Source organism: Candidatus Buchananbacteria bacterium (assembly GCA_013359225.1).
Lineage (GTDB): Bacteria > Patescibacteriota > Patescibacteriia > Buchananbacterales > UBA6539 > JABWCG01.
In genome coordinates this window covers 236181-261078 of record JABWCG010000001.1, presented here as the reverse complement: position 1 = coordinate 261078, position 24898 = coordinate 236181, and the positions used below count along the sequence as shown (strand labels likewise).

30 protein-coding genes and 1 tRNA gene are annotated in these 24898 nt (G+C 41.7%); 16 read left to right on the top strand and 15 right to left on the bottom strand.

Going from position 1 to position 24898, the window contains the following annotated elements:
- Positions 1–4 precede the first annotated feature (4 nt).
- The 10 genes from rnk to HUU49_01390 form a co-directional block, all read right to left on the bottom strand.
- On the bottom strand, positions 5–388 hold the full coding sequence (rnk, locus tag HUU49_01435) for a nucleoside diphosphate kinase regulator (GenBank protein NUM25270.1): 384 nt from the start codon (positions 386–388) through the stop codon (positions 5–7).
- A gap of 195 nt (positions 389–583) precedes the next feature.
- Positions 584–1090, bottom strand: a complete 507-nt coding sequence (locus HUU49_01430; protein NUM25269.1) for an NUDIX domain-containing protein — start codon at positions 1088–1090, stop codon at positions 584–586.
- A complete protein-coding gene (rodA, locus tag HUU49_01425) occupies positions 1090–2199 on the bottom strand; it encodes a rod shape-determining protein RodA (protein NUM25268.1) in 1110 nt (369 codons plus the stop codon). The genes HUU49_01430 and rodA overlap by 1 nt, the downstream gene beginning before the upstream one ends.
- Positions 2200–2212: 13 nt before the next feature.
- Positions 2213–3901: an efflux RND transporter periplasmic adaptor subunit gene (locus HUU49_01420; protein ID NUM25267.1), complete on the bottom strand. Its 1689-nt coding sequence runs from the start codon at positions 3899–3901 to the stop codon at positions 2213–2215.
- Positions 3902–4034: 133 nt separating this feature from the next.
- On the bottom strand, positions 4035–4505 hold the full coding sequence (locus HUU49_01415; protein NUM25266.1) for a hypothetical protein: 471 nt from the start codon (positions 4503–4505) through the stop codon (positions 4035–4037).
- A gap of 377 nt (positions 4506–4882) precedes the next feature.
- The gene (locus HUU49_01410) at positions 4883–6643 is read right to left on the bottom strand and encodes an ABC transporter ATP-binding protein (protein ID NUM25265.1); all 1761 of its coding nucleotides are present in this window, start codon (positions 6641–6643) and stop codon (positions 4883–4885) included.
- A 77-nt stretch (positions 6644–6720) separates the two neighbouring features.
- Entirely contained in the window at positions 6721–7008 is a 288-nt protein-coding gene (locus HUU49_01405) for a hypothetical protein (GenBank protein ID NUM25264.1), read from the bottom strand.
- Between the two features lie 38 nt (positions 7009–7046).
- Positions 7047–7682: a YdcF family protein gene (locus tag HUU49_01400; GenBank protein ID NUM25263.1), complete on the bottom strand. Its 636-nt coding sequence runs from the start codon at positions 7680–7682 to the stop codon at positions 7047–7049.
- Between the two features lie 4 nt (positions 7683–7686).
- Positions 7687–8718 (bottom strand): tRNA preQ1(34) S-adenosylmethionine ribosyltransferase-isomerase QueA, encoded by a 1032-nt coding sequence (gene queA, locus HUU49_01395; GenBank protein NUM25262.1) that lies wholly within the window; start codon positions 8716–8718, stop codon positions 7687–7689.
- Between the two features lie 15 nt (positions 8719–8733).
- Positions 8734–10188: an ABC-F family ATP-binding cassette domain-containing protein gene (locus HUU49_01390; GenBank protein NUM25261.1), complete on the bottom strand. Its 1455-nt coding sequence runs from the start codon at positions 10186–10188 to the stop codon at positions 8734–8736.
- Between the two features lie 114 nt (positions 10189–10302).
- On the opposite strand from HUU49_01390, the gene HUU49_01385 reads away from it, so the two are divergent.
- Together HUU49_01385 and HUU49_01380 are read left to right on the top strand one after the other, a co-directional pair.
- A tRNA-Glu gene (locus HUU49_01385) sits at positions 10303–10377 on the top strand.
- Positions 10378–10476: 99 nt separating this feature from the next.
- Positions 10477–12270: an AAA family ATPase gene (locus HUU49_01380; protein NUM25260.1), complete on the top strand. Its 1794-nt coding sequence runs from the start codon at positions 10477–10479 to the stop codon at positions 12268–12270.
- Positions 12271–12399: 129 nt separating this feature from the next.
- Here HUU49_01380 and HUU49_01375 read toward each other — a convergent pair whose 3' ends face one another.
- Entirely contained in the window at positions 12400–12855 is a 456-nt protein-coding gene (locus HUU49_01375) for an SRPBCC domain-containing protein (protein ID NUM25259.1), read from the bottom strand.
- 87 nt (positions 12856–12942) lie between these two features.
- Between HUU49_01375 and HUU49_01370 the strand changes: the two genes are divergently transcribed.
- From HUU49_01370 to cysC, 4 genes are all read left to right on the top strand, one after another.
- Positions 12943–13110, top strand: coding sequence for a hypothetical protein (locus tag HUU49_01370; protein ID NUM25258.1), 168 nt, complete (start codon positions 12943–12945; stop codon positions 13108–13110).
- Between the two features lie 3 nt (positions 13111–13113).
- Complete coding sequence (locus tag HUU49_01365; protein ID NUM25257.1) at positions 13114–13365, top strand: YdeI/OmpD-associated family protein; 252 nt, start codon at positions 13114–13116, stop codon at positions 13363–13365.
- 88 nt (positions 13366–13453) lie between these two features.
- Positions 13454–13927 (top strand): hypothetical protein, encoded by a 474-nt coding sequence (locus HUU49_01360; GenBank protein NUM25256.1) that lies wholly within the window; start codon positions 13454–13456, stop codon positions 13925–13927.
- Between the two features lie 13 nt (positions 13928–13940).
- Positions 13941–14762, top strand: coding sequence for an adenylyl-sulfate kinase (cysC, locus tag HUU49_01355; GenBank protein ID NUM25255.1), 822 nt, complete (start codon positions 13941–13943; stop codon positions 14760–14762).
- A 15-nt stretch (positions 14763–14777) separates the two neighbouring features.
- On the opposite strand, the gene HUU49_01350 is transcribed toward cysC, so the two are convergent.
- Positions 14778–15539, bottom strand: coding sequence for a MerR family transcriptional regulator (locus HUU49_01350; protein ID NUM25254.1), 762 nt, complete (start codon positions 15537–15539; stop codon positions 14778–14780).
- Positions 15540–15663: 124 nt separating this feature from the next.
- Here HUU49_01350 and HUU49_01345 point away from each other — a divergent pair, with 124 nt between their 5' ends.
- Both HUU49_01345 and HUU49_01340 read left to right on the top strand, forming a co-directional pair.
- Entirely contained in the window at positions 15664–16209 is a 546-nt protein-coding gene (locus HUU49_01345) for a DUF2178 domain-containing protein (GenBank protein ID NUM25253.1), read from the top strand.
- Positions 16210–16218: 9 nt separating this feature from the next.
- Complete coding sequence (locus HUU49_01340) at positions 16219–16413, top strand: helix-turn-helix transcriptional regulator (protein ID NUM25252.1); 195 nt, start codon at positions 16219–16221, stop codon at positions 16411–16413.
- A 59-nt stretch (positions 16414–16472) separates the two neighbouring features.
- Here the strand turns inward: HUU49_01340 and HUU49_01335 are convergent, their stop codons facing one another.
- Positions 16473–17363 carry a peptidoglycan-binding protein gene (locus HUU49_01335; GenBank protein NUM25251.1) on the bottom strand — a complete coding sequence of 297 codons (891 nt, stop codon included), beginning with the start codon at positions 17361–17363 and terminating at the stop codon, positions 16473–16475.
- A gap of 130 nt (positions 17364–17493) precedes the next feature.
- Between HUU49_01335 and HUU49_01330 the strand changes: the two genes are divergently transcribed.
- The 8 genes from HUU49_01330 to HUU49_01295 all read left to right on the top strand — a co-directional run bounded on the left by HUU49_01330 (position 17494) and on the right by HUU49_01295 (position 21589).
- Positions 17494–17745 (top strand): GIY-YIG nuclease family protein, encoded by a 252-nt coding sequence (locus HUU49_01330; GenBank protein NUM25250.1) that lies wholly within the window; start codon positions 17494–17496, stop codon positions 17743–17745.
- Positions 17746–17760: 15 nt separating this feature from the next.
- Positions 17761–18159 (top strand): cupin domain-containing protein, encoded by a 399-nt coding sequence (locus tag HUU49_01325; GenBank protein ID NUM25249.1) that lies wholly within the window; start codon positions 17761–17763, stop codon positions 18157–18159.
- 214 nt (positions 18160–18373) lie between these two features.
- Positions 18374–18727 carry a hypothetical protein gene (locus HUU49_01320; GenBank protein NUM25248.1) on the top strand — a complete coding sequence of 118 codons (354 nt, stop codon included), beginning with the start codon at positions 18374–18376 and terminating at the stop codon, positions 18725–18727.
- A gap of 116 nt (positions 18728–18843) precedes the next feature.
- Complete coding sequence (locus HUU49_01315) at positions 18844–19770, top strand: sodium:calcium antiporter (protein ID NUM25247.1); 927 nt, start codon at positions 18844–18846, stop codon at positions 19768–19770.
- Between the two features lie 76 nt (positions 19771–19846).
- Entirely contained in the window at positions 19847–20014 is a 168-nt protein-coding gene (locus HUU49_01310; GenBank protein ID NUM25246.1) for a hypothetical protein, read from the top strand.
- A gap of 83 nt (positions 20015–20097) precedes the next feature.
- Entirely contained in the window at positions 20098–20595 is a 498-nt protein-coding gene (locus HUU49_01305) for a GreA/GreB family elongation factor (GenBank protein ID NUM25245.1), read from the top strand.
- Positions 20596–20618: 23 nt separating this feature from the next.
- Positions 20619–21104 carry a GAF domain-containing protein gene (locus tag HUU49_01300; GenBank protein NUM25244.1) on the top strand — a complete coding sequence of 162 codons (486 nt, stop codon included), beginning with the start codon at positions 20619–20621 and terminating at the stop codon, positions 21102–21104.
- Between the two features lie 2 nt (positions 21105–21106).
- Positions 21107–21589, top strand: a complete 483-nt coding sequence (locus HUU49_01295; GenBank protein ID NUM25243.1) for a VOC family protein — start codon at positions 21107–21109, stop codon at positions 21587–21589.
- 51 nt (positions 21590–21640) lie between these two features.
- On the opposite strand, the gene typA is transcribed toward HUU49_01295, so the two are convergent.
- Both typA and HUU49_01285 read right to left on the bottom strand, forming a co-directional pair.
- Positions 21641–23434: a translational GTPase TypA gene (gene typA, locus HUU49_01290; protein ID NUM25242.1), complete on the bottom strand. Its 1794-nt coding sequence runs from the start codon at positions 23432–23434 to the stop codon at positions 21641–21643.
- Positions 23435–23443: 9 nt separating this feature from the next.
- Positions 23444–24739: a DEAD/DEAH box helicase gene (locus HUU49_01285; GenBank protein ID NUM25241.1), complete on the bottom strand. Its 1296-nt coding sequence runs from the start codon at positions 24737–24739 to the stop codon at positions 23444–23446.
- Positions 24740–24898: the final 159 nt, after the last annotated feature.

Sequence of the window (24898 nt, the reverse complement as noted above, 5' to 3'; positions counted from 1 at the left end):
AATATCAGTTTTGATGTTCCACTGCTTCAATTTTTATCCGCGCGATACCTGAGGGCACTTCCCATTCAACAATATCCCCCACGCCATACCCAATTAAAGCAGTACCAATCGGCGAAAGGATTGATATTTTTCCGCTGTTGATATCGGCCTCGTCAGGAAACACCAACGAATAAGTCATCTCCGAATTATCATCCAATATTCTAAAAGAAACCCGGGAATTCATTATTACCACATCCCTAGAGATATCTGACGGTTCTACTATTTCACACTTGGCTAACTCAGCCGCTAAGGCTGAAATATATTTTTCATTACCAAGCTTAAGCTTTTCGTCAAGCATTTTATTTAATTTTTCGTAATCTTGGCGGGTGATATAAATTTTTCGATTCATATAATTATAAATTAATATAAATTAAAACTGGCCGCTTTATCAGCGAGCCAGTTCTTGTTTAAAACGATTTAACTACTAAACTAAGAATCCTGGCTCGGACAAGCCAGTTAGTTCTAAGATGATTGCGTGGTTAAATAAAACTTTATTTATTATCTGCATACTCTTACTGTAGCGCTGTTCTATAATAATCTAAAATTATGGTTTAGTCAAGTCTAATGCCGTTTTAAGAAACAGTGAATCCCGCTTATTAACGTTTTGTCCGTGGTAATCCATTATTCGGTCGGCCGCCAATATGCTTAACGCCGAGGTCGGACTGCACCACAAAACGGCAAAACCGTCACGGCGTTCCTTAGCGGTAAATGCGGGCTGGCGCTTTGGTCCATCCACCTTAGCCAAATAGCAGATTGATTCCTGCTTTAATTTAAACTTTTTACGGATTTCAACAATGCGGCCGACGTCCGAAATCACCTTAATATCACAGCCAATTTCTTCCCGGCATTCTCGGGCCAAAGCCTCCAGATCAGTTTCATCTTTTTCAACGCCACCGCCAGGCAGTTTGTGATAGTGCAGTTTCGTTACGTCTAATAATGCTAAATTTCCCTGCTCGTCAAAAACGATGGCGCGGACAGCTCGGCGCGTTTGGTAATTAGCAAAAACTTTTTCCGAAACCTGGTCAAGATTTAATGTTGCCAATAGCTTCATTAGATTTCGTTTCTAACAATCATACTTTCAACCATGCCAATCAACACTAGACTGATAACTAGAAAACTGCCGCCGTAGCTTAAAAACGGCAGCGAAATACCAGTTACCGGAACCAGACCGATATTCATGCCGATGTTAATCATGATTTGGACAAAAAATAGCGCGGAAACCCCCAGAATAAAAAAGGCACCAAAGTCATCTTTAGCGGAAATTAATTTCGCAGCCCGAATCAACCGATAAAAAATAATTGACCAAAAAAATAAAATTAACCCCACTCCTAAAAATCCAAGCTCTTCGGCGATCACCGCAAAAATAAAGTCTGTTTCGCTGGCCGGAATAAACTTTAACTGGCTTTGTGAACCAAACCCCAAACCCCGGCCAAAAAACTGCCCGGCGCCAACGGCGGTGACGGCCTGGCGCACGTGGTACCCTCGGCCATATGGATCAGCCTGAGGATCAAAAAACGAAAGAATACGATCTTTCTGATAAGGCTGGAAAACAAAAAACCAAGCGACCACTGCCATCACGCCAAATAATACTCCGGTTGTAATCAGATGCTTTTTATTCACTTTTGAAAAAAACAGCATAAACATCCAGATAAAAATCAAAATTATTCCAGATCCAAAATCCGGCTGCAACATCACCAGCATAAAAAATAATCCAGTCGCTCCGGCGCTGATCAAAAAATTTTTAAACTGCCGGACATCCGAACCGCGCGTGGAAAAAAACCAGGCCAAAAAAATGATTAATACGACTTTAGCCAACTCAACCGGCTGGAAATTAACACCCAGCACCGAAAACCACCCCGTGGTACCGCTGACCGTGACACCAAAAAATAACACCAGCAGCAACAGAATAATCACGCCAGCGTATAAAAAATAACTAAAATCGCGCCAAAGACGATAATCAAAAAAACTGATTACAAAAATCAGTGAAATGCCAATAACAGCGAACACAATTTGTTTTTGAAAATTAACCCAGTTTGGTTCGTCCGAACTGATCGCGATACTGTAAATAGCCGCCAAGCCGAAACAAATCAGCAACACGCAAGCACCAAACAATACCCAATCGAAATTCTTTAAAATTCCTGAGAATCTTTTTAAGACCATACCGGCTTATTTGTTACTTGCCGTTGCGAACAAACGTGATAACCTGTTGACCAGGCATCAACCCGCTAATAACTTCGATCAGGCCGTCATCGCCGCGAACGCCGAGTGTTACCTCAACACGCTTTGGCACGCCGGCCTCTAAAATTTCAGCATATTTAACGCCGGCGTCATCCTTAATAGCACGCTGCGGTGCAATAACAACATCTTGTCGTCGGTCGGTGTTAATATCAATGTTAGCGGTCATACCAGGCTTAATCTTTTCCATTAAAGCAGCAACGTTTTCTGGCTGGCTATCGGTAAATGTTACAGTTACCCGGTAATAAATTACATCCTGGATTTCTGTTTGGGCTGGGTTGATTGTAGTGACCGTGCCGTTAAAAATTTCTTCAAAACTAAAAGCATCTAACGTAATATTAGCATCGTCGCCGACATTAATCTTCACGATATCTGATTCAGGAATATCAACTTCAATCTGATAATTCTCCGCCGCTAACATCATGATCACCGGTTCACTCAGGCTGGTCTGCTCACCGATACTATAGTTCACATCGGTAACTACGCCGTCAATCGGAGCCTTGATAATTGTTTCATCATATCGCTCCTGAGCCAATTGGAGATCGGCTCGGGCGCGGTTAACCTGTGCCTGATACAGCGCCACGTCTTCCGGACGGGCCGGCGCTTTGCGCAAAGCTAAGTCAGCCTCAGCCTTCGCTAATGTTTTTTGAGTGGTGCTGACGTTATTTTCCGCCGTCTGAACCTTAGTCTGGTAATTAAGGCTGGCATCAATCAAATCCTGATTGGCGCTTTGAATAGTGCTCAGGCTGGCGTTGGTAGTTGTCCGCTCGGTATTAATGGTTGTTTTTAAGGCATCAAGTTCTGTTTGAGTCAAATTACTGTTGGTAATTACATCATCAAGCAAACTTGATAAATCGCTAACAGTGGCCAATGTGTCGGTTAGCGCCGCCAATACTTTCTGAACAGCTTCGTTCACTTTTTCGGGTGTAGCATCAAGTTTTGCGGTTCCATATGCTAGTTCCGCCTCATCAACCGCCGAAACTGAATTGGTGTATTCGTTTTGGACCTGCTGATGGAACGTGAAATTTGAAGTGTTAAAATTGTTCGCGTTACCTTTGTAGTTCAAGGTGTCATAAACCTTTTGCAGCGAAATATTAGCCTTGGTCAGCGCACCACTAATATCCACTAAAGCGCTCTGACGTTCATTTTCTGAAGCCTGACTATAGGTTTCCTTAGTACTCTCAAGCTCAGTCTGGGCATTATAATAATCAGTTTCCGCTTTTTTTACCGCCGCTTCATAAACGGCAATGTCTTCAGTAGTAGCGCCGGCTTTAACGCGATTTAAGTTTGCGACCGCCTCGTCAAGACTGGCACGCGCCTTGCTGACATTAATCGCCAAATCCGTTGAACGCAGCTGAGCCAAGACCTGATCTTTGGTGACTTTATCTCCGGTTTTAACATTTAAAACACTCAGCCGGCCGGTATTTTTAAAGTTAAGTTCAATATCTTGTGCCGACTTAACCTGTCCGGTCGCAGAAACGGTCTGTACCAAAAGACCCTGTTTAACTTCTTCAGTCTGGTATTCCACAGTTGGCTTTTGACTGCCAAGTTTTACAAAAACAAAACCGCCGACGGCGATAACGACAACAAGAGCTAACCAAAATAGCTTTGATTTGAGTATTTTCATCTGATAATTAGGTTAATTTTTCTAGTTTAAGTATGGCACTTTTTTTCTAATTTGTAAATAAAACCAAAAGAAAGAAGCGCTCGATCTCTGGGAGTGAGACGAGCGCTTCGTGGGGCTTGCCGCCGTGCCTAGATTAGGCGGCGGCCGATTCACCAGGCTCAAGGTTCGCGAGCTTGGGCGGGGTGGGCCGGAAGGTGTGGCCGATGTACTCGCGCAGGTGCGGCGTGTAGCCGATTTCCTGCTTCAGGAACTGCTCGATGGCGTCGATCGCCATCAAGAGATGCCACTGACCCGACGGCCAGTGATACTGGAAGGAGTGGTCGTTGGCGAAGTCCAATTCGCAGCCATGAGTGTACATCTGCATGTCCACCCCGTAGGCACCGTCGTGCCGCTGCGGCCGATAGGTCACGTCGATGTGACCGCTGCTGGACTGGGTTTCCGGATGAAACAGCAGCATCTCGCAGCTTGGGGTTCGCACCTCAACGAGGGCGAAACCTTCGAGCTGGTAGTGCTGGCCGTTGCTCTTAACCCCCGGAACTTCCGAGAGGTTACGAACATTCAACCGTTCCACCTCCAACGTTGCCAGATTGACCCTGAAAAACATGTCCTGCCTCCATAAGTTGGAACACGAGCGTAAAGTCTGTGAAATTACCCCGAAATATCAGGGCCAAAAGGGATTTTTCCCTTCTGCAGACTTCATAACTATTATTATACCATAAAAATAAAATATAGTCAATTTTAATGACTATATTTTAGCTTAATTTAGATAAAAAATGATGTTTTTTGAGATTTCACCAAAAGTTACTGGCAGAAATTTATTCAAGACTAGATTTATGAGAAAAATAGTTAATTAAAAATATCACACAAAATCTTTTGTTTCACGTGAAGCAAAATTTGGCTCAAATTAGATAAAATAAAAAGAAAACGCAAACAATTGAGAAGGCGTTTTCTCATTAACTAAATTATAACAAAATTTTTAAGTTAGATAAACCCCCCGGCCTGAAGTTGCCACAATTTTTGATAAAGCCCGTCTTTTTTGGCGGTTAATTCATCGTGAGTTCCCTCTTCCACAATACCTTTACGGTCCATAACAATCACGCGATCCATTTTGCGAATCGTTGAAAGCCGGTGTGCAATTACAATGACCGTCTTGTCTTTCATCAGCTTATCAAGTGCTTCTTGAATCAAGCGTTCTGATGCTGAATCCAGACTTGAAGTTGCCTCATCTAAGACTAAAATTGGCGCATTACGCAAAATCGCCCGGGCGATTGCTACGCGCTGGCGTTCGCCGCCGGAAAGCTTTACTCCCCGCTCGCCAACATACGTATTGTAACCATCCGGAAACCGGGTGATAAAATCATGACAGTTGGCCGCTTTGGCTGAAGCCATAACTTCTTTATCCGTGGCGTTTGGTTTGCCATATCGGATATTTTCCATTAACGTCCGATGAAATAACACGGGTTCTTGCGGCACCAAACTAACATTTGCCCATAAACTTTCCTGGGTAACCTTGGAAATGTCCTGGCCATCAATCGTGATAACACCGCCGGTTAAGTCATGCATCCGCAACAATAATTTGGTGATAGTTGTTTTGCCCGCACCAGACGGCCCAACTAACGCCAGACGCTCGCCGGGTGCAACAGTAAGGTTTAATTTCACCAGCAATTTTCGGGTTTCGTGGTAATTGAAACTGACATTCTGAAACTTAATTTCACCGCGATTAATCTTGATTTTTTTAGCGCCGGGCACGTCTATAATTTCGTGCGGCGTTTCTAGCACCACCGTCATTTCTTCGGCGTCTGCCAAGTTTTCATAGATCGTTCGCACTACCCGGCCAAACTCCCAGGTTCGCATGAAAATTGAAATCAAATAGGTCTGGATTAAGATAAAGTCGCCAATCGTAATCTTGCCCTGCTGCCACAACCACACCGCCAAAAACATAATGCCAACTTCCAATATGGTCATCAAAAAGCCCTGCACCGCCTCAATAATATTACCCAGCGTCCACGCCCAGAGGCGTTTATCGGTGAAATCCTTAAGCACCTGCGAGAAAAGCTTGACCTCGCGCTGGTAACCATTAAACAGTTTCACGTTGGCGCTATTAGTAATCGTATCGGCTAACACCCTGGTTGTTACTGTTTCCGCCTCGCTTCGGGCAATGTCGTATTTCAATTTATATTTAGTAAACGCCCAGTTGATGGCCAAAAAAAGCACCGTCCAGGCAAAAACCCCGAAACCAAGCCAAAAATTGGTATAAAACAACACGCCGGAAATCACTGCAATATCAACAAACAGCGGGAATAGGCTCCAGGCGAACCGGTCGGTAATTGTTTCAAAAGCTTTGACAAACCACTTGACGCGCTTCACCATTGAGCCGACAAAATTATTATTGAAATACGCAAAAGAGTGCTTATGCAAATAGGCAAAACACATGTTACCTAAATCAAACGCTACCCGTGAAGTAAAGGTACTGTCGGCATGATTGGCAACACGCCAAATCAGCCATTCCACAAACTTCAAAACCGAAATAATAATCAAAATATCAATCAGAGTTTTAACCACGGCCTCAGTCGGACTACTGCCCGACAAGACGTTAAAAAAGTCCCGCAAATAAAGCGGCGTAATCAGATCAATCACCCGGGCAGCGATAATTGAACCAAACATAACCAGCCCGAGCGCGACATGGTTTCGGGCGGCTTTAAAATAGTATCTAAAAGTTTTTTTCGTGTTTGTTTTAATCATAAAAAATAAAAGAAGCAAAAACCTACACCAATCGGTGCGGTCATTAATGAATTCAAGAGTTTTTTATTCAATTGATATTATTTGATAACAATTGCCAAAAACACGACGGCGGCGATGAAAACCAAGCCTAGTAACAGCAACGTTATCTTCATCAGCCTGAGCGGAATATCGCCTTTTTTGTCTAAAACAGTCTCCGTTTTGGCTTTACTGAGGAAAAAAATAAAGAGAATAAGGATGGCAGTAATATAAAAAGCTTCAGAGGTGAAATCAGCGGTGAAAAAACCGGCAACCATGAAAAAAATAGCAACGCCAAGAACAATGGTGTTGGTGAAAACCTGATCTTGTTTTAAACCTCCCTGCTTCATATTTTGATTATACCACAAAACCAGGTATTTGCACATTTTTAGCCAAGATTGATGATCCAGCCGCTTTCGACTAGGGCAACATACGCCGCCCAAACCTCTTTGGGAATTTCTTGTTCAATCTGAAAGCCAAGTTCGGCATAGGTTTTGATTTTTTCCAAATCACGGACCATTACGCTGATAGTTTCCTGCCGGCTTCGGGCGTGATCTAAGTAGTTTTCAAAGCTAATATCTGGTGATGACACGATGATTTCTTGGTCGGGCCAGACCTTTTTGAAAGTGGCATATGTCCGGCGCTCCATATACGGTTTATGAACGACAATGATTTTTTTAAATTTTAAATTTTTATTTTCCAACAACTGTTTAGTAAATAGAATATTTTCGCCGGTGTTGCTTGATTTTGTTTCCAATAACACCTCTTTAGCTGGTACCCCTTTTTGAATGGCAACGTCAGAAAAAATTTCCGCTTCGGTTTTGGTCCAATCTTTTGTCAACTTTCCCAACCCACCGCTAAAAATCATAGTTGGCGCATAATTTTTCAAAAATAAATCAGCCGCATATTCAGCAACACGGATGTCATGGCTGCCCAAAGCCAAAATGGCGTCGGCTTTTGCCAACGGCTGGTGCAGGTGATGATAATCCCAAATAATTTTGGCTAATTTTTCAATTTCGTTCATAAATTTATTTGATCAGCATACCGTCACCAAAAGAAAACAGCCGATAGCGTTTCTTAATAGCGTGCTGATATAGCTTTAAGATTTCTGATCTTTTACCAAAGGCACAGACCAACATTAACAAGCTAGACTTAGGCACATGAAAATTGGTAATCAAAGCATTAACGACCTTAAATTTGTAGCCCTCGCGGATAAACAGGGCCGTAGAACCCTTAGGTTTAGTAATTTTACCACGTTGATTAAAAGCTGATTCAAGGGTGCGAACCACGGTGGTTCCAACCGCGATAATCGGCCGATTTTGAGCTTTGGCTTTTGCTAAAATGTTAGCAGTCTGATGATCGATTGAATACCACTCCTCGTGGAGTTTGTTTCGCTTGAAATTTTCGTCCGTTAACAAGGCAAAAGTTCCCAAACCGACATGCAATGTGACATACTGCAACGTAACGCCTTTTGCTTTCAACTTCCGCAGAAGGGATTTAGTAAAATGAAGCGACGCTGTCGGCGCCGCAATGGAACCGGGTGTTTTGGCAAAAACCGTTTGGTATTCTGCCCGTGCCTGTTTGACGCTCAGTGGTGACGCGTCAATATACGGCGGCAACGGCGCTCGGCCATATTTTTCAAAAATATCATTCAGCCCAGACAGCACAAACGAACAACTGAGCCAGAAAAATTTATCATCAACTTTTTTAACAGTAAAATAAGTTTTCCTAGTCAAAAAAAGCTTGTCGCCAACCTTAACATTTTTATTCAACATCACTTTAATTAATTTTCCCTTGCGTTCAACATACGAAACAATAACCTTTACGCCGTTAGCTTTCACAGTTTCAACTCGCGCTGGAATTACTTTAGTTTCATTAAAAACAAGCACTGCATTGGTGGGAATAAAATCAGCTAAATTTTTAAAAGTTGAGTCAACAATCTTTTTGGTTAATTTTTCATACACCAAAAGCCGCGCGGCATCGCGTGGCGTAACAGGTTTTTGAGCAATCAAATCTTTAGGGATTTGATAATCGTATTTTTTGAGGATGGTTTCAAACATATCCTCATTATCACATTAAAGCTTGCCTAAATCCAAATAATCGTCAACATGGACATCTTTAACAAATTCGGCCATGTGCGAAATCAAAATCAATGCGCCCTCGTATTCATTAATCGCTTTGGCGATCACCGGAATATGGCGGAAGTTGATATGGTTGGTCGGCTCGTCTAAAACCAAAAGCCCTGGTTGCATCAATACCAACTTGGCAAACGATAATAAGCCTTTTTGGCCTTCAGACAGTTGGCCGATTTTACGCGGCATCAGTTCACCGGTAATCAAAAACCCGGCGGCAATTGATCGCATTTTTTGTTCATCAATATCGTCGCGGCCTCGGGCTTGCCACAAACAATCAAATACCGTCTGGTTAAAATCCAGCGTCGCAAAGTCTTGGCTATAGTAGCCAACGCGCACGCCGTCTAAAATTTTTACACCCTCGTGCTGATTGGAAATTAACGACCGCAACAAGGTACTTTTACCAATGCCGTTTGGACCAGAAATCAACAACCGCGAACGCTTGCCCAAGACTCTTGTTACTTCCCGTGTAACCGGCTCATGATTTTTAATAATTTTGACTGAAGAAATAGTCACAAGGTCGCCAAAAATATCCTGCGCCGGAATTTCAAATTCGCGAATGGTTTTATCGTCTCGGCGAACGTCAACTTTTTCTTCTTCCATTTCTTCAGTTTCATCGCGCATCTTTTTGGCAAGTTTTCGCATTTTGCCACCCTTATGAGAAAAAAAGTTAGCCTTGTCTTTGCGGTCTTGAATTTGTTTTTCCAGTTGCGCATTTTTCTTTTGTTCGCGCTCAATTCGGTTTTTGATTTCTTCTACCACCGAATAGTAGTCACCAACGTAGGTTTCAAGTTTTCTGGTAAAAACGTCTAAATAAATAACACCATCGGTAAAACAGTTCAAAAAGTCCGCGTCGTGGGAAATTACAATCACGGTTTTAGGATACATAATCAAAAATTGAATCAAGTGATCAATCCCCGCCTGGTCCAAATTATTGGTCGGCTCATCAAGCAACAAGATATCTGGGTTTTGAATCAAGGCCGATGCCAATAACAGCCGGGCCTGCTGACCGCCAGACAAATCTCCGACTTTGCGATCAGTTGGAATCTGCAGATTGACAACTTCCAAAACCTTACTGATATTGCTTTTCAGGCCAGGCGGCACAATCTCAAAACCTTTGGCAAAATATTGTTCAACCGTTAAATCCAGATCTTCTCTGGCAACAACTTGCAACGCCGAACCGATTGTCGCGCCGCCTGCGATTGAAACTTTGCCGCTTTTTGGTTTAAGGTTGCCCTTGATCAAATTAAAAATTGTTGACTTGCCGGCACCGTTTTGACCCATCAGGGTAATTTTTGATCCGGTGCGCACGCTAAAACTAGCCTCGTCAAGCAGAGGCTTTTTGTGTTCATATTCAAACGTGACGTCTTCAAATCGGACAATTACTTCCTGAGCCATTTTGATTAAAAAATTGATTAATAACAATAATAGATTCTACACGAAAGAGCATTGATTGTCAATGATACTTATTGACTAAAAGCCAAAAATTAGTTATTATAGAATTCGTTTTATGGCGCCATCGTCTAGCGGCTAGGACGCATGGTTCTCATCCATGTAACCGGGGTTCGATTCCCCGTGGCGCTACCAAAGAAAAATTTTATCGGAAGACCCTGAAAGGTTAAAAGTCAAAAAATCGCCCTGTAGGCGATTTTTTGGTATTCTTACTATATATTAATACCATAGGCTATGAGACTTATTTCCATAGAGATAAAAAATTATAGAAGTATATGCGGTTCAGCTGCTTTCAATATAGGAGATTTTCTTCTTCTCGTAGGGCCAAATAATTCTGGCAAATCTACCGTACTAAATGCACTTGATCTATTTTTTAATGATGCGCCATACGATTCTGATTTAGATTATCCTCAACAGTTACAGAAAGGCGGGCGTGGCTACAGGGCTTCCACTAAGATTAAGCTCAGATTCGAAAAAGATAAAACAAAAAAATTACTCACTAGAAAATTAGGCTATCATTTTCGGAAAGTACGAGGGCACGACAATTTGGTATTGGATGTTGAGATTGAATATCCTAGAAATTTTAATGAAATTCAAAAAAGAAAAATTTGCATAACATCTAAACGCGGAAAGCTGACGTCCTTTGTCGGGGAAAAGTCAAAAGCCAATGAATTATTTGAGGCCGTTAGAAATAACGTTAAATTTGCAAAGATATCAGCAATAAGACTTAAAGATACTGAAATTGAAAAAACCATTCTTTTAGAATTTTTGAAACTAAGCCTTCAAGGAGCTCGGAAATATATCAAAGCATACAATAATTTTTGGTCAATACTTCATAAAAAATTTAAAGACTCAGAAGATTTAATAGGGTCTGTCTTGCATGAATTTAATTTTGATAACAATGAAAAAGTTGAATTTATTTTTAACCAAGAGCATTTTATTGAACTCATGGGCCAAACCATTAATCTTCATCTTATAAACAAAGATGATATAAAAACTAATTTTAAATATCAAGGAACCGGACTACAAAGTATTATTTTAATAACGCTGATCAAATTTGTTGCCAATCAGCTTGGCACTAAGCCAATTGTTATATTGGGGATTGAGGAGCCGGAAATATTTTTGCACCCCGGTGCTCAACGCGCAATTTTTAACTACATTAAAAATGACGAAACCCAATCAATAATCAGCACACATTCATCGGTAGTGGTGAACGAGCTTGGACCTGAAGACTATAAGAATGTAGTAAAGATGTGGAAAGAAGGAAGTGATTGTAAAAGCACTCAAATATCTGTTACATCACGCCTATTGTACGATATTTATGATAAAACTGACGTAGTTGGGTCAGAGTTGTTTTTTTCAGATAAGGCAATTTTAGTTGAGGGGCTTACGGACTATAGAATTATTAAAAAAACCCTGAGAGGGAGAAAACACTTTTCTACGGTTATCATTCCCTATGGTGGCTACTCAAGGATTTTTGATTATTACAAAGTCATAAGCCAATTTAACATCCCACTCATTATCAGTTTTGATGGAGATGTTATGTCACGGAAAGATTCTTGTGAATCCCTGGAAAATCAGTTAATACAAATGAAACAGTTAAACAAGGTGGGGTTTAATAAATTTATTAAATACTATAAAAAAAATTTTAAGTCTCAAGGTGATTCATCAAAAATATTCAAATATTCCAAAAAACATTTCAAGACCAACGGTTTTTTAATATTTAAAGATTCTATCGAACAAGCCCTAGTTTCTCAGGAAAATGTTGATGAAATAATAAAATGGTTTTTGCAGGAAGGAGTAAAATTTTTCAATCTTGATCAGAAAAATAAACAAGATTTAAACAATTTTAAACTTCTTGACAGAATAACAAAAGTGGAAAAAATGAAAGGGTTTGTAAAAAGAAGTGATATAAAAAAGACTTTTATATTGGAGCGACTTTATGATATGTTAGCGAGTAAAAAAATTTTGCCGGCGACATTTTTGCAATCTATTGATTTAATAATTCAATCAAGCATTGAACCGTAAGTAAAGTCGCGTGTAAGAATTTTGCTTAACTGCTTCAAAAAAGTTCGAGTCGCGTCCCGATAAGGGCTACCACAAAAAACTCCTCTACCAAAAGAGGAGTTTTTTGTTTAAAGTTTTATCTTTAGAGTTTTATTTGATTTCCGAAAGCTCCTTTAACTTTTGTAAAGCATCAGGCCACATTTTCTCAAACTCTTCCGCTAATTCATCCGTAACATTCAAGTCTACCACAAGTTCGGTTGCACCATTCTTTTCATTAAAAGTATAATTTTCAAACGCCGAGGTCCATTTTTTGGCTTCTTCACTAACGGTGTCTTCTTTTCCGTTTTGCACAAAACCAATGTGCCCAAGAGAAATAAATTCATGTGGCCTATTTTCTAAAACTTCACTCACCATGCCACCCTCTTCCCCTGTTTGTGGGTTTGGCCCAAGGAAATGCATCTTAGACCCCTTACTCCAATCTCCTTTATAGTAGGAGCCTGGACTAAATGTGGCTGCCCACTGCCGATAGGTTTTATCCTCAAGCATAGTGCTCCACACTTTTTCTTTAGAAGCTTTTATTTCAATTGTAAATTGAAGTTTTTTCATAATTTGATTATATCATAAATAATCTAATATGCACCAACATAATGAGGCCGGCCGAACAGGCCGGTTTTATGGTATACTATATTTATTATGAACAAAATCAAAATACTATATTACCTACTCGCCATCGCCTTCGGGGTTTTTATGATTATCTTCGGCGGCTTTGACGATAGTCCGGGCGCACAATTAATTGGACTGATAGTAATTATCACCGTTATTGCTGTCGCAATAAAAAACCGAAAAAAGACTCACAAGTAATCTATGACTAAGCAAGAAATCTCTTCGGGCACAATTCATAAACTGCCAACTGATTTTAAAAAAGCGATTACTTCCGACCCAAAAGTGTTTTTAATCTGGCAAGACATCACACCACTCGCACGCAACGAATGGATTTGTTGGGTTACTTCCGGCAAAAAAGCGGAAACCAGAAACATTCGAATAGACAAGGCCCTTTCCAAGATGCGGGGTGGTATGCGACGACCTTGCTGTTGGGCTGGCTGTCCTCATCGCTAAAATTAAAATAACTTTTACTACTATGTCAAACATCACCAAAAGACTAAGCATCTGGGTCGTGATCGTCATACTCGTACTGCTAATCCCCTTGGTAGCGATGCAATTTACCAAAGAAGTAAACTGGAGTTTGTTTGATTTTATACTTATGGGCGGTCTGATGTTTGGCGCCGCTTTGGCATATGAGTTAATTACTAAACAAGCCAACACTCCCACATTCAAAACCGCTGTGGCAATCGCCCTAGCAACTGCTTTTCTGCTTGTCTGGATCAATGGTGCAGTCGGGATTATCGGCAGCGAAAACAACCCCGCTAATTTATTATACTTTGGCGTCCTTGCTGTCGGCTTTATCGGCACCATTATCGCCCGCCTCAAACCTCGCAAAATGTCGTTCGTCTTATTCGCAACCGCGCTAACCCAGGCCTTAGTTCCCGTGATTGCATTAACGATTTGGCAACCGGCGTTTAGTCCCGGTGTTATTGCCGTCTTTGTATTAAACGCATTTTTCGTTTTGCTGTTTATTGTTTCGGGTTTGTTATTTAAGCACGCAGCTGACCAACACTAGAAAATTAACTAAAATGAATCAGATTATTTGGCTCACTGGCCTGCCGTGTAGCGGCAAAACCACCATTGCCCGGGAATTGGCCAAGCACATCAATGCAGAAATTCTTGACGGCGACGAAATTCGCTTGATTATTGATAACCAGGATTTTTCAACTGAGGGTCGGCGCAAACACATGTTAATGGTGGCTGAAATGGCCGAACGGTTTAGTCGCTACACCCCGGTGATTGTGGCGCTGGTCAGCCCGATCAAATCAGTCCGCGATGAAATAAAAAAGCAATACCCAAACGTCGTTGAAGTTTTTGTTAATTGCAACCTTAAAGAATGCATTCGCCGTGACGTCAAAGGGTTATACAAAAAAGCTTTAGCTGGTGCCATTACCAACTTCACGGGAATTTCCGACCCCTACGAACCGCCAACTGACGCACTGGAAATTCATTCTGACACTTTGAATGTTGCTGAATCAGTCCAGTTGATTTTAGATAACTATTTTGCTCCCAAAAAATATTCAATGTTTATCGGGCGGTTCCAGCCGCTGCACGATGGTCATATTAGTTTAATCCGCAAAGTGCTGGACGAAGGCAAACAGGTGTGCGTCGCTTTGCGGCACACCCCGATTGACGAAAAAAATCCATACTCGGTAACTGAACGAAAAGAAATGTTTAGAAAAATCTTTGGTGATACCGTTAAAATTATTGTCATCCCCGACATTGAGGATATTTGCTATGGCCGCGAAGTCGGCTGGGGCATCCGCGAAATCAGACTTGATTCGCACATTGAAGCAATTAGCGCGACCGCAATTCGCGCCGCCCAAAACAACCCCGACCAAACTTCATAACAAAAAACCTCTGGCTTAATCAGAGGTTTTTTCTTTTTGGTCGCAAAAGTAACATATGGCATCGCGGACAAACTTTGCCAGCCCCGGACGAAACTTTTCGTAATAAGCAGTAAAGCGGCTATCATCAACATACATCTGAGCCAAATGACGATACATTGGAATTGAACAGTCATAGAAAAAATTGATTCCTTGATAATGCTCTTTGATTAGATTTTGTACTTCGGGACTTTCAATTTTTTTATCCATTGCGTCGGCCAACTTCTGAGTAAAAATTTTTGCGTCCTGTTTTAATTTTTCCATTTCCCCCTTAGTCATCTTGCTAACTTCTGCCATACTCTGTTGATAAGCAGACGTATCGCCCCAGCGCCGCTTAACTTCTTGCTGATATTGCTTAACGTCGTTATCTTTAAAAACATCGTAAAGTTCTTCGTCTTTAATGATTGATTGTTTAGTCATATGATTAATTGTTTTATCAATTGTCTTAATAAGATTATCCAATCTTTTTTGTTTTAGTTTAATCAAACGCTTATGATCACGCAGGGCTTGGCTCACTGCAAAATCCGGTCGGTCAATTATTTTTTTAATATCGGCCAAGGCAAAATCCAACTCGCGGAAAAAAAGTATTTGCTGCAAACGAAGCAAGTCCTTTTCTTCGTATAAACGATAATTATTTTTACTATTTTTACCAGGAGAAAGCAGGCCGATTTCATCATAATGATGAAGCGTCCTAATTGTTACCCCTGACAATTTTGCCAACTGACCAATAGTGTATGCCATACTGTAATCAGTATAAACCATACCGTAACGTTAGAGTCAAGACCGATTCGGACAGAAGGCTTGACAGCAATGTTAGAATAATGTAACATAAAAATATGTTAATTAATTCTAACTTTAACGATTTATGACAATCAAACAATACCGCACCGTCAGAATCATCACGACGGTTATGATCGCCATGGTTTTTTCCCAAGCCATTATCCTAAAAAGTTTTATTATCCCCATCATCGTTTTAACGCTTTCGGCCGTGGTGCTGTTTTATCTGCGCCGTAAAGTCGATGGAGTTATTGCTGACGAACGTGACTACCTCGCCGGTGGCAAGGCAGCACTGCTGGCAATCCAGGTGTATTCTTGGTTGGCGGTGATAGTAATGTTTGTGGCCTATGCCAAACGCGATTTAAACCCGGCCTATGAACCGATTGCTATGACTTTAGCGTTTTCCACTTGTATTTTAATGCTGCTTTACGCCCTGCTTTTTCGCTATCATGACAAGATTAAATTCTCAAATAAAAAAATCCTCTACGCTATTATCGCTTGTTTAGTATTTGCCGCCGCAGTTATGTTTGGCGTCAGACTGCTTTCCGGCGAAGATGACTGGATTTGCCAGAATGGCCAGTGGGTCCAGCACGGCAACCCCTCATTTCCGGCGCCGGATGTTGAGTGCCGATAATCTAAACATATGCAAAACCGAATCAAAGAATTACGAACCGCTTTGAATATTACCCAAGAAGAGCTGGCAAAAAAAGCCGGCGTCCGGCGCGAAACGATTGTTTTTTTGGAGCAGGGCAAATATAATCCATCGTTAAAACTTGCTCATGATGTCGCCGTCGCGCTAAAAACAACAATTGATGACTTGTTTACTTTTAAGAAATAATTTTTCCCCATATTAAAACCGCTTCCTTGAAGCGGTTTTAATATGAAACTAAAAAATCTTTATTTCAAAAGTGCGGCGCGAGTTTTGGGGCCAACCATTCCATAGCCAGTTGTTTCTTGGGTTCCACTGCAAACAATACCCTTAGCACACTGGAAGCGCTTTACTGCTTCACGAGTCAACAAACCAAAATATTGCGTTTCATTGCCAGGTGAACCGACGCCGGATTTAGCAACAGTATAACCGATTTTATTCAAAATTTGTTGCAGTGTTTTTACCTCTTTATTTTCATCCCCCATTTTCAAATTTCCCGTCAATGAATAGCTGGAAACCGGAGCTTTAACACACCCAGCCCACGGCCTGGTGCCGGATTGATCATACAAATGTTTGGCATACCCGAGATTACCTTCAACGGTATAAATGTCTAGCCCCAATTGTTTTGCCCAATCGGCATGAATTTTTTCGTCAATCTGAAAAATTCCAACATATAAATTACTACCCTTTAAAACGGTGCCGTCATCATTAAATTGACGAAATCCCGATTCACATTCAGCAATTGAAATCATTGATGGAATATCAGCAAAAAATTCACGGACTTTTTTTTCGGTTTCGGCCACCGTCCAAACGGTCGGAGTTGGAGCAATCGCCGGAAGCGACTCACCAATAGAATGTTTAAGCAATTCTTCGTCGTCTAAAGTTATAACTGCTTCCCACAAAAATTTATTAGCAACAAACGTTGCTTCATCCGGAATCCAATGCAAATATCCGTCAGCTTGATAAACAAATATTTCCGGATTACTACCCTTTACCAGCATACCAACCGTAAGCTCCAACGGTATTGTTGAACTTGCAGCGGCAAAAACCGTTTGCGGGGAAATCACCACTGACAACAAAAATAAACTCAGATACATTCGTCGAGAAAAAATTATAAGTTTTGAAGAAATATTTCGCATGGTAAAATTTTAGCACAGATTAATCTCAAAACAAAATAATGTTTCATTATCGCTTTAAAAACGTTTTCTTGTTATAATTAAATATAGCAAAGCATTCGTAACCGCTTGAAACCATTAATTCAGCCAGACAATGTATTACTTATATATAGTAAGATGTGCCGATGGCACCTTATATAGCGGTATCACTGTCAACATCATTCGTCGGATCACTGAACATAATACCTCAAAGCTTGGTGCTAAATACACTCAAAGCCGCCGGCCGGTTAAATTGGTTTATACTAAAAGATATCGTACTCGTTCAAGCGCCAGTCGGGCGGAAGCAAAGCTTAAAAAATTGCCGCGAGCAGAAAAAATAAAATTAATTTCCAAAAGCATTAAATAATAACAAACTAAACATATGAAAGGCTACGTCACTAATATTGAAAAACTGAGCCTGGAAAATAAAAATTTCAGACAAGTGCTGTACACCAGCAAAAACAGCCAGCTGGTTGTGATGAGCTTAAATCCCAATGAAGATATCGGCGAAGAAATTCACCAGCTAGACCAGTTCATTCGCTGTGAGTCCGGCCAGGGTAAAGCCGTTTTAGACGGAGTTGAACATGAGCTTAGCGATGGATTTATTATTGTGGTCCCATCCGGCGCCAAACATAACATTATCAACACCTCTTCAAACCAACCGCTCAAACTTTACACCCTATATTCGCCGCCCAACCATCGTGATGGCGTTATCCACAAAACTAAGCAAGATGCCCAAGCCGACGAACAGGAACATTTTGACGGTAAAACCACTGAATAATACTTAATTAGTTTTTGATTTAAAAAATAAAAACCGCCTTTCGTGGCGGTTTTTTAATAAAATAAGCGAAAAAATGTCAAAATGTATTGACATTTTTTATATTATATGTTATAATATATTTATCTTTGAAAATGCTGGATTATTGGAAGGGTGGTCCTTCCAACTTGGGAAATCTCAAGTTTGAGCAATCCGGCGAAATCAGGAGCAAAATCAGATGAGAAAGCTTATCGCGGCAGCGCTGTTCGACGTGTTCATGCTCGCCTACCTCACGGCATTCGTCGCCGTCGGCGTCGGGCTCACGAGCGAGCAGTTCTGGGGGAAGGAAATCTTCGCCCCGGAAATGATGGGCCTGGGTATGCTCATCATCCTCGTTTCGCAGGTTGGCTGGGGCATCATCGCTGGTGCCATCACCCACCGCCGCGGTTGGCTCGCGGGTAACAGCCACAACCTGGGCAACCTCGTTGCCCTTACGTTCCTTCACTTCGCGTTTGCGGCGCCGACGATTATCATCGCCTGGTGCCAACAGTGGAGACACGGCAAGTTCTTGCCGGCTCCCCACGAGTGCTAGAGAGTAAGACTCCCTAGCGTCTCAACCCCCACGACCCCGGATGTCTGCTTAAGACTTCGGGGTCGTTTCACGTCCAAAATCGCCGGATGAATATTTTTTTGCTATACTAGATTAATATGATTAACACCCTATTTATTTTTATCGTTTCTCTGTTCTTAGTTATCCGGGGCTCAACCTTAGCCACAAAATATGCGGCAATGGTGGCAAGTAATTTTCATCTTTCAAAATATACAGTTGGTTTTATTGTCGTGGCGATTATTTCAATTCTTCCGGAAACCTTTATTTCAATCAATGCCGCGCTGGCGGGTATACCCTCTTTCGGACTCGGCATGTTGTTTGGTTCAAATATTGCCGACCTGACTTTAATCTTTGCCATTATTATTTGGGTCGCCGGCCGCGGCCTTAAGGTTGAAAGTAAAATCTTAAAAAATCATTCAACCTATCCGTTCTTGTTGCTTTTGCCGTTAATTCTTGGTTTTGACGGACACTTTTCCCGGCTAGAAGGTCTAGCACTAGTTATTGCCGGTGGCATATTTTATTACATTTCATTTAAAAGAGGCGCTGAAAGCAAAGCAGCCTCTAATAGCCAGGCCAACAAAAAAAGTATTATCATGCTGGTGTTTAGTATGATAATACTGCTAGTTGGTTCTCACTTTACCGTAGACTCCGCTAGCCAACTGGCGCGCTACTTAGGTGTCAGTCCGATCCTGGTCGGCATGTTGGTTGTTGGAATCGGCACAACAATGCCAGAACTGTTTTTTTCTCTCAAATCAGTCCGCAAACGCGACGACTCTTTAGCAATCGGTGACATCCTGGGCACCGTACTGGCTGACGCCACGATCGTCGTGGGCATTCTAGCACTGATCAATCCGTTTTCATTTCCAGTAAAAATCATCTACATCACCGGCATATTTATGGTTATTTCGTCGTTTGCGCTGTTTCGGTTCATGAGGTCTGGAAGAACGATTTCCAAAAAAGAAGCGTATACTCTTTTTGTGTTTTGGCTGATATTCATCATTGTTGAATTTTTTGCCAATCAGTAGATATTCGAATGGGCGTCACACTTGATTTTTCAGATAAAATTTGGTAGAATAGGAGCGTTAAGGTAATCTAAAACATATGGGAAAAAACAAGGTGACGAAGCGACGAACTGGCGTAAGAAAATTTGTTACCGGAGAGTCTCGGTATTGTCAAAACTGTGGCAAAGAATCATATGAATTGTTTGAAGTTGTGCAGGAAGGAAAAGTAAAAAATAAATTACAATATTGCAAAAAATGCGTTGGCTAAATTTCCATCGCCACACTTAACGCTAAAAAATCGCTTTCTAAGCGATTTTTTGGTAAAATAATTCTACCCTATAAACACCCACTATGCGAGTTCCTATCAGAAAACCGGGGAAATTTACCCATCAAAAGCCAGACCCCCATCTTACGGCGGATAAATTTGCTGAACTCAAAAACAAACTTGATTCCCTTAAAAAGGCTCGGCCGAAGCTTGCTGATGAGGTCCGACGACTGGCTGAATTGGGTGACCTATCGGAAAATGCCGCCTACCAAATCGCAAAAGGCAAGCTTCGTAGTGTTAACCAAAAAATTATTGATTTGGAAAATCATTTGCACTTGGCAATCATTATCCAGCCCGGGAACGATTCAACGAGCGTGCAAATTGGCCATACAGTCACCGTCAAAATAAACGGTGAACAAGTAACCTACTTGATTTTGGGTTCTGCCGAAACAAACCCTGCACAGGGCGTTATTTCCCATAATTCCCCGATCGGCTCGGCAATTATGGGCCACCGAGTTGGTGATACTGTTACCATTAAAGCTAAGGACAAATTAATTACTTGTACGATTGTTAACATAGGTTAACAACTACATCAAAGGAGGAATTTATGAAAAAAGCGCCAACGTCACCGAAAGAAAACCAGCGCCTGGAAGTCCTAAAAAAAATGGGCATCCTTAATACTGCCCCAGAAGAACAGTTTGACCGAATTACTCAAACAGCCGTCAAAGAACTTAAGGTACCAATTTCCACCATTTCCATTATTGATGAAAACCGGGAATGGTTCAAGTCGTGCCAAGGTTTAAATGTTTCAGAAGACAAACGGGAAACATCATTTTGCGGCCACGCTCTTTTCAACAAAGGTATTTTAGTAGTTGAAGATACTCAACGTGACGAGCGTTTTAAAGACAACCCGCATGTTACCAAAGAAGGAATCCGCTTCTATGCTGGGATTGCCCTTTATGATAAAGAAAGCCGACTTCCGATGGCTGTTTTCTGCGTCAAAGATTTCAAACCAAGAATTTTTTCTGTTCAAGAAACTGCAAAATTCATGGAATTAGCCAAACAAGCTGAAATGGAATTTAATAAAAAGTAATCATGGAAAAAATTCACCCTCATGTTACTATTGGTCACATCCACCTAACTGTTTCCGATCTTAAAAAATCGCTTGCCTTTTACCAAGATATTTTAGGATTTGAAATTACTACCAAATACGGCGACTCGGCGGTTTTTTTATCCGCGGGCGGATATCACCACCACATTGGCTTAAATACCTGGTCTGGTGTTGATGCACCGCGTCCACCAAAGGGCACCACCGGACTATACCACTTTGCCATTCTTTATCCCAACCGAAAGGAATTAGCCAGAGCGGTACAGCAATTAATCACGGCAAGATATCCGATTGAGGGCGCATCCGACCACGGTGTTTCTGAAGCGGTTTATCTGTCCGACCCTGATGGTAACGGCATTGAAATATATGCTGATCGCCCCAAAGAGCAATGGCCACGTAACACTGGCGGTGAGATTGAAATGGTTACTAAACCACTGGATTTAGACGATCTCTTGGCTGAATTAAATTAAAATAAACTAAATAAAAAACAGAGGGTTTACATCCCCTGTTTTTTATTTAGTTTATTTTTTTCGACTCGCTCTCACGCGATCAATTTCGGTTAAAATCTGTTTTCGCAGTCTGATGTTATTCGGAGTGATTTCAAGATATTCATCATCATGCATAATTTCCAAACCGCGTTCAATTGACAATGGCAATGGCGGCGTCAGATGAATTGCCTCATCAGCACCAGACGAACGCATGTTGGTCAATTGTTTTCCTTTAATCGGGTTAACGGCCATATCATCACCCTTAGCAACATTACCGACAACCATGCCTTCATACACTTCAACATTTGGTCCAACATACATTTGCCCCCGAGTCTGTAAATTAGCTAATGAGTAGCCAGAGGTTTTGCCGGTGATCATTGAAATCATTGAACCGGTTGAACGTTTTTTAATCTCTCCGGCGTATGGTTTAAAACCGATGACGCGGGAAGCCAAAATGCCCTCTCCCTTAGTGTCAACCACAAAATCGCCGCGATAACCAAGCAACCCACGAGTCGGGATTTCAAATAAAATTCTCACCTGGTCTTCATGCTGATGCATATTAACCATTTTACCGCCGCGCTTAGAAAGTTTTTCAATGACGGAGCCGGAAAAACTCGACGGCACATCAATTGTCACCTCTTCAAATGGCTCCATCAGAACGCCGTCGATTTGCTTAGTAATCACGCGCGGCTGAGATACCTGCATTTCATATCCCTCGCGCCGCATGTTTTCCAACAAAATCGCAATATGCATTTCGCCACGTCCGGAAACATGATAACGATCCTTTGCCGAAAAATCAATTTTTAAACCAATATTAACCTCCAGCTCTTTTTTTAATCGCTCGTTAAGCTGACTATTAGTAACAAACTGCCCGTCACGTCCGGCAAATGGAGAGTTGTTAACCAATAAATCAAGCGAGATGGTTGGCTGGTCAATGGAAATTGCCGGCAATGCTTCCTGATCGGCATTTTCACAAATAGTTTCACCAATATCAATATCGGGAATGCCGGCAATCATCACCAGGTCACCCGCGCCGGCGGTTTGGATATCCTGGCGTTCAAAACCATGAAAGGTGTAAATTTTAGTAATGGTCGCCGTCCGTGATTGGCCGGTTGTATTCTTAATAACCACTTTTTGACCCTTAGAAATTTTTCCTTCATAAATCCGGCCGATTGCCAGCCGTCCGAGATAATCGTCATACCCCAGATTAAACGGCTGCATCCGCAACGGCAAAGTCCGATCACTTGGAGCCGGATGAACCTTTTCTAAAATCACATCAAGCAACGGGTTAAGGCTGTCGGACTCATCAGTTAAGTTTCGTTTAGCAATACCTTTCACGCCGATTGCGTAAACCGTCACAAAATCAAGTTGCTCATCGTTAGCGCCCAAATCCATAAAAAGCTCCAAAACTTCATCATGAGCCCGGTGCGGGTTGGCGGCCGGCTTGTCAATTTTATTCAAAACCACAATCGGCTTTAAGCCAAGCTCTAAAGATTTTTTTAAAACAAATCGGGTCTGCGGCATCGGGCCTTCCTGAGCATCAACCACTAAAATTACCGAATCAATTGACCGTAGTACCCGCTCGACTTCCGAACTAAAATCAGCGTGACCGGGAGTGTCAACAATATTAATTTTAGTGCCATGGTAGATCAACGAGGCGTTTTTAGCGTAAATCGTAATGCCGCGTTCTTTCTCCAGATCATTTGAATCCATGCTAACACCCTCTTCAACCATCCCCGTTTGACGCATTAAACCGTCAACCAGGGTTGTTTTGCCGTGGTCAACGTGAGCGATGATGGCGATATTTCTGATTTCTTTATATTCCATGATTGTATATTAATACCGTTTTCGGTTGCTGGGTTTGTTAAATTTTTTATTCCGACTAAATTTTGAATTTCGCTGCCACTCACGACGCCGGGGACTTCGGCCCAAATTTGAAATCTGTTTACGCGAACTAAACGAATGCTTAGTTTGCACCCGACGAGGCGAATTGTAAACGCCGTATTCCGGCTCAGCCAACTTAGTTAATGGAATTGTTTTTTTAATAATCTGTTCAATTTTTTGAACTTCACGCATCTCAGTTGGTGAAACAAAACTAATCGCCTGGCCGGTACTGCCGGCGCGGCCGGTTCGGCCAATGCGGTGGACATAATCTTCGGCGTTTTCCGGCAGATCAAAATTCAAGACCAATTCAATACCTTTTACATCAATTCCGCGAGCGGCAATATCAGTAGCGACCAATACTCGCACCTTGCCGGTTTTAAACGCCTGCAAAGCGGCACTGCGCTGATTTAGAGAACGGCTGGAATGAATTTCAGCGGCCTGATGCCCCATTTGTCTGACTCGAACAGTCAACTTTTTGACGGCGTGTTTAGTGCGGCAAAAAACCAACACAGAACCGTGATACGAATTCAAGATTTTTTCCAACTGGCCAACTCGAGCTTCTTTTGTGATCACTACCATTTCCTGATTAACTTTTTCTGCCGGCGTGCCCGATGGTGCGACTTCAATGTTAACCGGCAACCTCATATGCTTTGCCACTAATACCATAATAGCCTGAGGCATTGTTGCCGAAAACAACATTGTCTGCCGTTGGGCCGGCACTGATTTTAAAATTTCGGCAATCTGAGGAGCAAAACCAATGTCAAACATCATGTCCGCCTCGTCTAACACTAAAATTTTAATATCGTTCAAATGGATTGAACCGCTCTTAATATGATCAATCAAACGTCCCGGCGTGGCCACAATAATATGCGGTTTTTGCCGTAACGTTTTTAGCTGGATATTTTTTGATTCGCCGCCGATCAGTACCGCTGTTCGCAACCCAAGCTTGGCACCAACCGTCTTTAAAGTGGCATTCACTTGACTTGCCAATTCGCGAGTCGGCAACAGCACCAGTCCGCGACCACCAGTTTGGCCCAATCGTTGAATCATCGGAATGCCAAACGCCAACGTTTTACCAGTACCAGTCTGAGCGATGCCAACAAGGTCTTTGCCGTTAATAGCTTCTGGAATTGACTTTGCCTGAATCGGAGTCGGTTCATGAAAATGCAACTCTTGCAGAATATCAAGAATCCTGGGACTAATTCCCAAGTTGTTAAAATTAAATGAATGTGAGTCTATTTTTGTCATAGATTTTTGGTCTCGAATTCAAATTCAGGTCAATCAACATGACAAAAATAGCAATCGAGGCAATTGACGGCAATAAAATAATTTCTTGCCGATATGTTAAGTATTTATCGATTTTCAAGGTAGTTATACAGTGAAAAATCTAATATAACATAAAAACAT

Coding starts and splice junctions, on each gene's coding strand:
- HUU49_01380 (NUM25260.1), top strand. CDS start 10,477: ATGAGACTTATTTCCATAGAGATAAAAAATTATAGAAGTATATGCGGT.
- HUU49_01365 (NUM25257.1), top strand. CDS start 13,114: ATGACTAAGCAAGAAATCTCTTCGGGCACAATTCATAAACTGCCAACT.
- HUU49_01410 (NUM25265.1), bottom strand. CDS start 6,643: ATGATTAAAACAAACACGAAAAAAACTTTTAGATACTATTTTAAAGCC.
- HUU49_01370 (NUM25258.1), top strand. CDS start 12,943: ATGAACAAAATCAAAATACTATATTACCTACTCGCCATCGCCTTCGGG.
- HUU49_01320 (NUM25248.1), top strand. CDS start 18,374: ATGAGAAAGCTTATCGCGGCAGCGCTGTTCGACGTGTTCATGCTCGCC.
- HUU49_01305 (NUM25245.1), top strand. CDS start 20,098: ATGCGAGTTCCTATCAGAAAACCGGGGAAATTTACCCATCAAAAGCCA.
- HUU49_01350 (NUM25254.1), bottom strand. CDS start 15,539: ATGGCATACACTATTGGTCAGTTGGCAAAATTGTCAGGGGTAACAATT.
- typA (NUM25242.1), bottom strand. CDS start 23,434: ATGGAATATAAAGAAATCAGAAATATCGCCATCATCGCTCACGTTGAC.
- HUU49_01315 (NUM25247.1), top strand. CDS start 18,844: ATGATTAACACCCTATTTATTTTTATCGTTTCTCTGTTCTTAGTTATC.
- HUU49_01285 (NUM25241.1), bottom strand. CDS start 24,739: ATGACAAAAATAGACTCACATTCATTTAATTTTAACAACTTGGGAATT.
- HUU49_01345 (NUM25253.1), top strand. CDS start 15,664: ATGACAATCAAACAATACCGCACCGTCAGAATCATCACGACGGTTATG.
- HUU49_01375 (NUM25259.1), bottom strand. CDS start 12,855: ATGAAAAAACTTCAATTTACAATTGAAATAAAAGCTTCTAAAGAAAAA.
- HUU49_01330 (NUM25250.1), top strand. CDS start 17,494: ATGTATTACTTATATATAGTAAGATGTGCCGATGGCACCTTATATAGC.
- HUU49_01390 (NUM25261.1), bottom strand. CDS start 10,188: ATGGCTCAGGAAGTAATTGTCCGATTTGAAGACGTCACGTTTGAATAT.
- HUU49_01300 (NUM25244.1), top strand. CDS start 20,619: ATGAAAAAAGCGCCAACGTCACCGAAAGAAAACCAGCGCCTGGAAGTC.
- HUU49_01430 (NUM25269.1), bottom strand. CDS start 1,090: ATGAAGCTATTGGCAACATTAAATCTTGACCAGGTTTCGGAAAAAGTT.
- HUU49_01400 (NUM25263.1), bottom strand. CDS start 7,682: ATGAACGAAATTGAAAAATTAGCCAAAATTATTTGGGATTATCATCAC.
- HUU49_01310 (NUM25246.1), top strand. CDS start 19,847: ATGGGAAAAAACAAGGTGACGAAGCGACGAACTGGCGTAAGAAAATTT.
- HUU49_01325 (NUM25249.1), top strand. CDS start 17,761: ATGAAAGGCTACGTCACTAATATTGAAAAACTGAGCCTGGAAAATAAA.
- cysC (NUM25255.1), top strand. CDS start 13,941: ATGAATCAGATTATTTGGCTCACTGGCCTGCCGTGTAGCGGCAAAACC.
- rnk (NUM25270.1), bottom strand. CDS start 388: ATGAATCGAAAAATTTATATCACCCGCCAAGATTACGAAAAATTAAAT.
- HUU49_01415 (NUM25266.1), bottom strand. CDS start 4,505: ATGTTTTTCAGGGTCAATCTGGCAACGTTGGAGGTGGAACGGTTGAAT.
- HUU49_01335 (NUM25251.1), bottom strand. CDS start 17,363: ATGCGAAATATTTCTTCAAAACTTATAATTTTTTCTCGACGAATGTAT.
- HUU49_01420 (NUM25267.1), bottom strand. CDS start 3,901: ATGAAAATACTCAAATCAAAGCTATTTTGGTTAGCTCTTGTTGTCGTT.
- HUU49_01405 (NUM25264.1), bottom strand. CDS start 7,008: ATGAAGCAGGGAGGTTTAAAACAAGATCAGGTTTTCACCAACACCATT.
- rodA (NUM25268.1), bottom strand. CDS start 2,199: ATGGTCTTAAAAAGATTCTCAGGAATTTTAAAGAATTTCGATTGGGTA.
- queA (NUM25262.1), bottom strand. CDS start 8,718: ATGTTTGAAACCATCCTCAAAAAATACGATTATCAAATCCCTAAAGAT.
- HUU49_01295 (NUM25243.1), top strand. CDS start 21,107: ATGGAAAAAATTCACCCTCATGTTACTATTGGTCACATCCACCTAACT.
- HUU49_01340 (NUM25252.1), top strand. CDS start 16,219: ATGCAAAACCGAATCAAAGAATTACGAACCGCTTTGAATATTACCCAA.